The 1,048-nt window shown below is 38.5% G+C and carries 1 protein-coding gene; it reads right to left on the bottom strand.

The window, feature by feature from the left end; translation table 11 throughout:
* Positions 1-1,033, bottom strand: a 1,033-nt coding sequence (locus tag AC1DND_RS28450; protein ID WP_477586275.1) for a sugar-binding domain-containing protein, incomplete at its 3' end; no start/stop codon positions are given.
* Between the last annotated feature and the right edge of the window lie 15 nt (positions 1,034-1,048).

The following is a 1,048-nucleotide window of genomic DNA, read 5'->3' as shown; positions in this document are numbered from 1 at the left end:
CTTCTGCACGATCAAAAGCAGCAGCACCCAGGCAGCCATTATCGTGATGCACACAACCGCCGTTTATCTTCACTGTTTTACCATTCAATTGAAACCCATTTTCGACAGTAAATTTTAGGGAACGGATACCAAAATTGGTTTTTGTATCGTCCAGCACTTTTTTATCTTTTACTACCTGAACCTGAGCCTCGTATAGATGCGGTGTTTCTGGTGTCCAAATCATCGGGCTAGACATTTGTATGGTTTGAGTGATTTCCTTTTCGCTATTGGCAGGAAGCTCGACCTTCATCTGGCTGTTACCAGTACTTTTTAATTTTTTATTCCAAAGAAGTGTTTGTATAACCACACTTTGGGCAGATGCTGTTTCATTTTTAACCTTGGTTTTTACCAATACAGTTGCTTTTTTTGAAGATACATCAGGAGTTGAAATGTCAACACCCCAATGTGCAACATGTACAGGATCAGTAACCATCATCCAAACATGGCGATAGATTCCCGAACCACTGTACCAGCGACTATTCATCTGTTGTGAATTATCAACACGTACAGCAATAACATTCTCTTTTCCAAAATTCAGATAAGGTGTAAGGTCATAACTGAACGAGGTGTAACCATAAGGATATACACCCAGCGATTTTCCGTTGATAAAAACTTCGGAATTCATATAAATACCTTCAAAATAAATAGCTGTTTTTTTTGCCTTCCAGCTATCAGGCACCTGAAAGGTTTTTCGATACCAGCCCATCCCTGACGGAAAAAATCCGCCACCTCCGCCTGTAGCATTTTTAGGATGAGTTTTTCCTTCGATACTCCAATCGTGCGGTAAATCAAGTTTACGCCAACCCGAATCATTGAAACCATTTGCTTTAGCTTCTGGCGTATCACCTAAAAAGAATTTCCAGTCATCATCAAATACCTGTTTTCTTTCTATGCCATTTTGTGCATATCCTGAAAAAAAGCTTATCAATAGCATAAATGCGAATACTATTTGTTTTGCAAAATATTGTCTTTTGTATAAATTGAAGCTTTTCACTTTGTTGTGTTATAT

Source organism: Pedobacter sp. 01N416, assembly GCF_056399685.1.
This window is presented reverse-complemented; position numbering and strand designations above follow the sequence as displayed.